General features: G+C 55.8%; 5 protein-coding genes. 3 read left to right on the forward strand and 2 right to left on the reverse strand.

The features are described 5' to 3' along the window. Positions 1-4 precede the first annotated feature (4 nt). Entirely contained in the window at positions 5-2,188 is a 2,184-nt protein-coding gene (locus tag AB1644_06120) for a tetratricopeptide repeat protein (protein MEW6050623.1), read from the reverse strand. A 179-nt stretch (positions 2,189-2,367) separates the two neighbouring features. Here AB1644_06120 and lptB point away from each other — a divergent pair, with 179 nt between their 5' ends. The 3 genes from lptB (at position 2,368) to raiA (ending at position 5,279) form a co-directional block, all read left to right on the forward strand. Continuing rightward, positions 2,368-3,093: an LPS export ABC transporter ATP-binding protein gene (gene lptB / locus AB1644_06125; protein MEW6050624.1), complete on the forward strand. Its 726-nt coding sequence runs from the start codon at positions 2,368-2,370 to the stop codon at positions 3,091-3,093. 157 nt (positions 3,094-3,250) lie between these two features. Then, positions 3,251-4,663: an RNA polymerase factor sigma-54 gene (gene rpoN, locus AB1644_06130; protein MEW6050625.1), complete on the forward strand. Its 1,413-nt coding sequence runs from the start codon at positions 3,251-3,253 to the stop codon at positions 4,661-4,663. A gap of 256 nt (positions 4,664-4,919) precedes the next feature. After that, positions 4,920-5,279, forward strand: coding sequence for a ribosome-associated translation inhibitor RaiA (gene raiA, locus AB1644_06135; protein ID MEW6050626.1), 360 nt, complete (start codon positions 4,920-4,922; stop codon positions 5,277-5,279). A 74-nt stretch (positions 5,280-5,353) separates the two neighbouring features. Here the strand turns inward: raiA and AB1644_06140 are convergent, their stop codons facing one another. Next, positions 5,354-7,228: a hypothetical protein gene (locus AB1644_06140; GenBank protein ID MEW6050627.1), complete on the reverse strand. Its 1,875-nt coding sequence runs from the start codon at positions 7,226-7,228 to the stop codon at positions 5,354-5,356. Between the last annotated feature and the right edge of the window lie 475 nt (positions 7,229-7,703).

A 7,703-nucleotide genomic window follows, 5' to 3' on the forward strand; every position in this document is an offset into this window, starting at 1 on the left:
GCGCCTACAGTTTGGTCAGTGTCTCGCGCGCGCTTTCCAGGGACGTTCCGTACAGCCCCATGGCGATCGCCTTTTCAAGCTGCTTGCGCGCACCGGCATTCTTCTCGTGGTACATGGCCATGCCGAGGAAGTACTGCGGCAGCGGCTCATCCGGATAGTTGCCGATCGCTTTCAACGCTTCCCCACGGGCCAAGTCGTAGCGTCCGCTTTTGATATACACGTCACACAGGTTCATCTGCGTCCGGAGCGAGCTGCGGTCGTAGAATACGGCTTGCCGGGCCATGTTGCCGGCGCGCTTTGTGTCCACTTTCTCTTCTGCCAGGATACGCGAGAACCGGAGATTGGTCTCCACATCACCGTCATCCCTGGCCAGGATCTCGTCGAACAACTTGAAGGCATCCTCTCTCCTGCCGACTCCGTACAGCGCGGCCGCCTGGATCGCCGATGCTTTGATAATATCCGGGCTCTTGGCGACCGCCTTGTCAGCCCACTCGAGCGCTGCCTGATAGTTACCGTGATCCAATTCATATTCGGCGGTTCGCGCCTCGGCATCCGGGTTGTCGGGATTGAGCCGGTTCATAAGGTCAATCACACCCCGCGCTTGCGTGGTCGCGTCAAGTCTGGTCAGGGCATCCTCCATGCGGTCGAAAGCTGCGAGATTCCCTTTCACGTACGGAATGCTCTCCGCAAACAGCTTCACTCCCGCATCGACCTGCTTCACCCCGACCAGGCACCAGGCCCTGGTCACGGCCAGCTCAGGGAAAGTTCGCGCAAAGAACGGGTACTCATCGAATCGCTTCAGGGCTACATCGAACTGTTTCTGATCTGTGTACATCTTGGCGAATTGCTCGAACGCCGGTCGGTTCTCTGGGGCAACCGCCAGCGCCTGTTTGAAGTCCGCCTCGGCATCGGCGTACAGATGTACCAGCCGGTCGGCGCAGGCGACGCCAAGAGCTGTCAGCCAGGAGGGGTCATTGCCGCGGAACTGCAGGATTGAGTCCCGAAGCGCCTTGTACTCATCCGCCATCCCTGATGCGTACTGCGACTGTGCGAGGCCGACCTTGAACTCCCGCTTATTGCCGCGCCAACCGCTGACGCGCCGCATCTTGTCAATAGCCAGGAGGCGGTCCGGAAGCTGGGCAAACCAGACTGATGTATAGTACATCATGAAGTCCTTGAACTCCTCGCACGGCTGAATCTTGGCGAGATACACGGTGATATCATCGAGGTTCTGCGTCGTCGAATAGGAGTCCCCGATCAGTTGCCGGGTGCGCGCATCGTACAGAAGAGGCGTCAGGTGGAACGGCATGAGCCGGATATACTCGGCGCTGGCCAGGTCCGCATGACGGTTGTCGCCGGCCGCCCAATTCTGATAAATGCTCATGCCCGTGGTCAAAACCCGGCTCGAGTCGATTGGTTTCAGACTGTCGATCAGCCTGGCCGTCTCGCTCAGATAGCCAACGCGCAGATCACGCCGGAAATGATCCATCATCCGGTCGAACGCCTCAGGCGCACCACCTATCGAGCGTCGACTTACCGCCATTGCCGAGTCGGGCCAGCCTCGTTGCTCAAGATAATCTGCTGCCGCCGTAAGAAAGAGCGGGTCAGTTTCAGTAGAGACCAGAGCGGTAGCCGCGAGCGCCTCGGCTGCCTGGAACCGGTTCTCCAGCAAGTACTGACGGGCCTGTAGAAGGTCCGCAGTCGGCTTGGTGAGCCCGACCTTGCCGGCGTTCTGGATCGCCGTATCCGCGGTCTGATAGAGACCGGCACTAAGAGCTATTCGCGCCAGCACGAATTGCGCCTCCACGTTGTTTGGCGACAACAGCGCGTACCGTCGAGCGACATGCGATGCTTCCAGATGGTCCCCCAGCACTTCGTACACCCGCGCTGCACCTGCGAACGCCGGCGCGAAATCGGGCCGGCGCTCGGCTATTATGAGGTAGCTGTGCAGGGCATCGTACACCGCCAGGCGCCGCTCAAGGTTCAGGGCGTGACCAAACGCTCCCATCACCGAAGTCGAATCTGTCCGCGTAACGAGCGCAAATGTGGAATCGGCCCGGGTGAACTGGAGCTTACCAAGTTGCTCAAGGCCAAGTTGATACAGGCGCTCCGCTTCTTCGGCAGGTTTCTTGGCACATCCGGCCACCAGCAACAGTCCGGAAAGTATGGCAGCGATAAAGAATCTCATGTCAGAATCCTCTCAGTTGATGAAGCTCACATTCTCCAACCGGCGCTATCGATATCTTAGGCGACCAAATCCAGCGAGCAGCACAACTCCGGTCGACAGAACGCCCGAATATAGCAAATCCTGTGCTGAACGTGTAAAATGATTTTGGAAACGCGCTCAACAGATTCTATATTAACCATATGGCGATTCTTGAATCTCACGGCTTATACAAATACTACCGCAAGCGGCCGGTCGTCAACGATGTTTCCGTGCGAGTAGAGCCGGGCGAGGTGGTGGGTCTGCTGGGGCCTAACGGTGCCGGCAAAACAACCACCTTCTATATGATTATCGGCTTCATCAGGCCCGATGGCGGCACGGTGTTTCTGGGAGAGCGAGACATCAGCCGGATGCCGATGTACCGTCGTGCGAAACACGGTATCGGATACCTGGCTCAGGAAGCCTCGGTGTTTCGCAAGTTGAGTGTCGAAGACAACATCAGGGCCATTCTTCAGTTTCGGGGTTTGTCGCGCAAGGAACGAAAACAGCGTCTCGAGTCGCTCTTAAACGAACTGGATATCAACCACCTTAGGAAAAACAAGGCGTACACTCTTTCCGGCGGGGAACGACGCCGTGTCGAGATCACCCGTGCCCTGGTCAACGAACCGAAGTTTATCCTGCTCGACGAACCGTTCGCCGGTATCGACCCGATTGCGGTCGAGGATATCCAGAAGATCATCAACCGGCTCGTGGAACGGGGCTTGGGCGTGCTGATTACCGACCACAACGTGCGAGAGACGCTTTCGATATGTCATCGTGCGTATATCATGTGCGACGGCAAAATTCTCAAAGCCGGGACCTCGGAATTTCTGGCCAACGACCCGGAAGCCCGGAAGATCTACCTGGGCGAGAAGTTTCGCCTCAATTGAATGCGGAGCAAATAACAGCGCCTTCGCCAGGCGTGTAGAATAAATGAACGAACTGATAAGCGCCGGTAAATCCGGCAGTCGGTCAACCGATAACTAATAAAAACAGGACAACAACACCACGCGAATGCAGACTGCTTGATTGGCAACGGGTTAGACTATGAAACTGGAACTGAGACCGGGCGTACGACTTATTCAGACACTGGCGCCGCAGCTTATTCAGTCCCTGAAAATGCTGCAGATGCCGGTCCTGCAACTGGAACAGACCCTTCGTCAGGAGCTCTCCACCAATCCGCTTCTTGAAGAGGTGGAGGAACTCGAGGCCGAACCGGAAACCGCGCTGGAGGCACCCGAGTCCGAAATAGCAGCTCCAGAGACCGAGGAACCCGCCAACGAAAAAATCGACTGGGACAATTACCTGTTCGAAGACGACGAAGGGTACCGGGTCAAAGAGCAGCGGGAAGAGGATGAAGAGCATTTCGAGGGGGGAAACAGCCAGCCGGATAGTCTCTATACCCATCTGACCGAGCAGTTGTCGTTTCTCAAGCTCTCTCAGGAAGAGCACCTGATTGGTGAGTACATCATCGGTAATATCAGCCCCGAGGGGTATTTGACGATCAGCGTGCCGGAGATGGCGGTCGAATTGACTGTCGAGCCCTCGCGGATCGAGAATGTCCTCAAACTGATCCAGCGGTTCGACCCGATAGGCGTGGGGGCGCGCGATTTGCGGGAGTCACTGTTGATCCAATTGCGCGACCGCGGCATGGACTCCTCGCTGGCCTATCGCATTGTCGACGAACACCTGAAAGACCTCGAAAAGAAATCGATCCTCCAGATCGCCAAGATGATGGGAGTGCCGTTCGAAAAAGCGCAGAAGGCGATGGAGGTCATCAAGAGCCTCTCCCCCACACCGGCGTACGGACGCTTCGAACCCTCCGCCCAGCCGGTGGTGCCGGACCTGATAATCGATCGACTCGGCGACGAGTACGTCGTATATCACAACGACCGCAACGTGCCGCGCCTCCGTGTGAATGCCGGCTACAAAGAGCTGATCAAACGCGGAAACACGACCGCCAAGGACACCAAGGACTATATCAGGCAGAAACTCGAGCAGGCAAGGTGGCTTCTGAACGCCATCAACCAGCGCCGCTCGACCATGATCCGCGTGATGGAGGCGATTGTCGATGAGCAGCGGGAATTCTTCGACAAAGGCCCGGCCTTCCTGAGACCACTCATCATGGAGGACATCGCGCGCAAAGTGGATATGAACGTGGCCACTATCAGCCGCGTCTCCAACGGCAAATATGTGCAGACGCCGCTCGGCGTGTATGAGATCAAATACTTCTTCAACTCCGGTATCGCCAGCGATGGCGGCGAGGACATCTCCAAACGCGCCGTCAAGCAGCGGATCGAAGAGATCATCAAGGCCGAGGATGCCGAAAACCCACTCTCTGACCAGGATATTTTCAAGCAGTTGAATCAGGAAGGAACCCGGCTCGCCCGCCGCACCGTCACCAAGTACCGCGAAGAGTTGAAAATTAAGCCGGCCCGTTTCCGCAAGCGCGTGGTGTAGACATGACGCCAAATTCGACCGTTTCGCTGCGACCGGCGACAACACCCCTCGCGACTCTTCTCTAACAGTATGGGGGACAGGGAGTTATATCGCACGTCCGACCTGCCTCAAATTTATATGGCATGATTGGGAATCCGTGCGTTCTATTTAGTTGTAAGAAGAAAGGCGGGGCCGAGCTGGTCGGGTACGGGCTGGGCTCGCGCAAGTTAATCGAAGCACATATGTCTATATCACGCGTGAAAGGAGAGATTGACCCATGCAGACAAAAATAACGGCACGGCATTTTGATCTCACTCCTGAGATTCGGGCGAAAGCCGAAGAGGAGATGGACGGACTCACGCGATATTTTGAAAACATCATTGCCGCCGAATTCATTCTCGATGTCGAGCGGCATCGCCGCATGGCGGAACTCAAGGTGAAAGTGTACAAGGAGACGATCACCGGCACCGGCGAAAGTCCGGACATGTACAACTCCATGTCGATTGCGGTTGATAAGGTGAAAGAGGGACTGAAGCGGTACAAGGGACGTCTCAAAGAGCGGAAACCGGAGGAGATCGCCGAGAAGGCGGCCGCCCTCACCCGCCCGCACACCAATCCGGATGAGGTGGATGTGTAACCACCCCCGCCTCAGATGTCAACATTCCAGCGCCCGACGGCCATTCACCGCCGGGCGTTGTATTTCGGGTCGCATCAGTGAGCCCGTTGTGCGGCTAACGCCATCGAATCCAGAGCCGGAAGTTCGCACGGCGTCAACGCCTGGATGAAGCGGCGGTGAATCTCCGCCTTCCAAACGTTCCCGAAATGCAGTTCAGTAAGATATAGGTCCCGGTGTGCACCTACCGCGAGAGAATCATACTCCAGAATCTGATTCAACAGACGGTAGGCGGCTCCCCCTTGCCCTAGTGCCACCTGACAGATCGCTTTACGATATAACAAGTCTACGTATGGTTTTCGGTCGCCACAGGCGATGATCGCACTATTGAATGCGTCAATTGCGCCACCGTAGTCACCCGCCGAAACACGAACTTCGCCTTCGAACAACTGCTCCACAAATCCAACCGGGTAGGTCGCTTCGGGACGTCCCACAACCGGGCGAACATGCTTGAAGGACACATCGAGAACCGCCGCCACAGTATCGGGATACAGATGTGAACTATAGAACATCGGCCGGTACGATTCAAGGAATTGTGGATACTGCAACAAGGCTTTCTCGGCGGGAGCGGATGGCTTCATCCCGGTAGAGAATACGATATAGTCCGGTGCACGCGACAGGACATATTCGGCGTTGAACTTCCGTTCCCGCCAGGTAGATGCAAGTCCCGGGACCGCATTCTCGGGATGGTGGGCCACGGTCGAATCAGCAAGCCCCAGCATATCGATAATGACATGGTCGATGGCCGAAAACCCAAAGGCGCCGATAGTCGATGCCGCAACGGAGAACCGGGTCGAATCACACCGCGCCATGCTGGCATATAGTTGTTTCATATTATAGGTCAGTGCCCGTTCGTTTTCACAGGATGCCTGCACCTCCTTCCACGGCAGGACATATCCGATTGTGCAGAACAGCAAGGTGAGGCTGAGCATCACTGCGTTTCTAATCGCGGGTCGCATTTTATGCAGTAGTATCCGCAACGATATTACCGTCAGTACAGCCAAGGGTGCGAGCAGCGGCAGGAAAAACCGATGAATCTTGAGTGTATCACCGCCAATCAACACAACGTAAGCCGAGTAACCGACCGTCAGCAGCCATATTGACCGCACGTCATTCGAAAGCCGTCGCCACAACACGATTGGAATCAACAACCCGATTCCAAAGAATGCGTAATGGCGGGAAAACTGCACGGCGTCGTCGAACCCATTGGTAAGCTGTACCAGATCAAAAGCCACCTTTGCGTAAAACGGATTCGGAAACATCGAATGGTAGTACGCCACGTGGAAGATCAGTCCGGGAATTGAAAGCACGAACACTACAGCGGCACATCGAAGCATGAAGCGCGGTAAACGTCGGTCGATCACAAGCTCTATCAATGTCAGCAGCGCGATCACGAATGGCGCTTCCGGCCGTGTCCATACGAGAGCCGCCAGCACCGCGATTATCAGATATTGTCGCTGGAGGAAAAGCAGGAGCGAGAGATCGAACAGGAATGCGAATAGTGCCGTCTCCAGCCCTGCCGAAGACCAATAAGCAAGTGCCAGATTCGTCCCGACCAGACATACTGCCAAAAACGCTGACTGAGCATTATCGCGACCAGAAAGGCGCCGCCCGATCCAATATGTCAGGACAATCAGTGCAGCTCCAAAGACGAAGCCGGTTATCCGAGAGGCAAGAATGTAATCGACACCCACATTGTGCCACGCCAACAGATAGGCAAGCCAGGCGAGACTGGTGAACCCCTCGATTCGTTCCCCCACATTGTACACGAAGCCATGGCCGGAGAGGGCATTAGCAACGTATCGGTAATAGATATATGCGTCATCCTGAATAAAGGCCAGCCGCCACGACGTGACCGCGAATGCGGAGAGCGGCAACAGCACCACGACACCCCGCTTCCACGCCGCTTTCATCAGACAACCAACCTCTTTCTATTTGAACCTGTCAGTTTGGGGTCGAGAATTTTATGGATTTTTCAACTGATTTTTGCCAAAACGGCTACTCAAATAGTCCCATTTAGCTCGGGATACTGTTCAACCAGTCGGTGGACAATGGCGCTGTCCAGCCCGCGGCTCAGGCCCTCGCTAAGCGCCAACTGCGCCAGTGATATATCATGGCTCTGAAGGCGTTCCTCTGCGAGTTTGACGATATAACCGACCGGCACAGCCGGGTGCAGAACCAGCTTCTGAAAGTACTCTCGAAACAGCGAATTTCGAGCCGTAGTCTTGTAAAGTTTGGTAAGACCGTCGATAGGTTCTAATGCACTAGAACCTATCTCAAAATTGCTTTAGCAGGATGAGGGTACAGGCGAGTTGTACAAAGCCCAGGAAATTAGCGGTGTAGTATTCCCAACGCACGAGGATACGTCGCTGCCACTGGAGCCACGAA

Source organism: Candidatus Zixiibacteriota bacterium, from assembly GCA_040753875.1.
GTDB lineage: Bacteria > Zixibacteria > MSB-5A5 > GN15 > FEB-12 > DATKJY01.

What these genes read in the sequence shown, in the direction of transcription:
- lptB (MEW6050624.1), top strand. Translation starts at nt 2,368, where the DNA reads ATGGCGATTCTTGAATCTCACGGCTTATACAAATACTACCGCAAGCGG.
- AB1644_06140 (MEW6050627.1), bottom strand. Translation starts at nt 7,228, where the DNA reads ATGAAAGCGGCGTGGAAGCGGGGTGTCGTGGTGCTGTTGCCGCTCTCC.
- raiA (MEW6050626.1), top strand. Translation starts at nt 4,920, where the DNA reads ATGCAGACAAAAATAACGGCACGGCATTTTGATCTCACTCCTGAGATT.
- rpoN (MEW6050625.1), top strand. Translation starts at nt 3,251, where the DNA reads ATGAAACTGGAACTGAGACCGGGCGTACGACTTATTCAGACACTGGCG.
- AB1644_06120 (MEW6050623.1), bottom strand. Translation starts at nt 2,188, where the DNA reads ATGAGATTCTTTATCGCTGCCATACTTTCCGGACTGTTGCTGGTGGCC.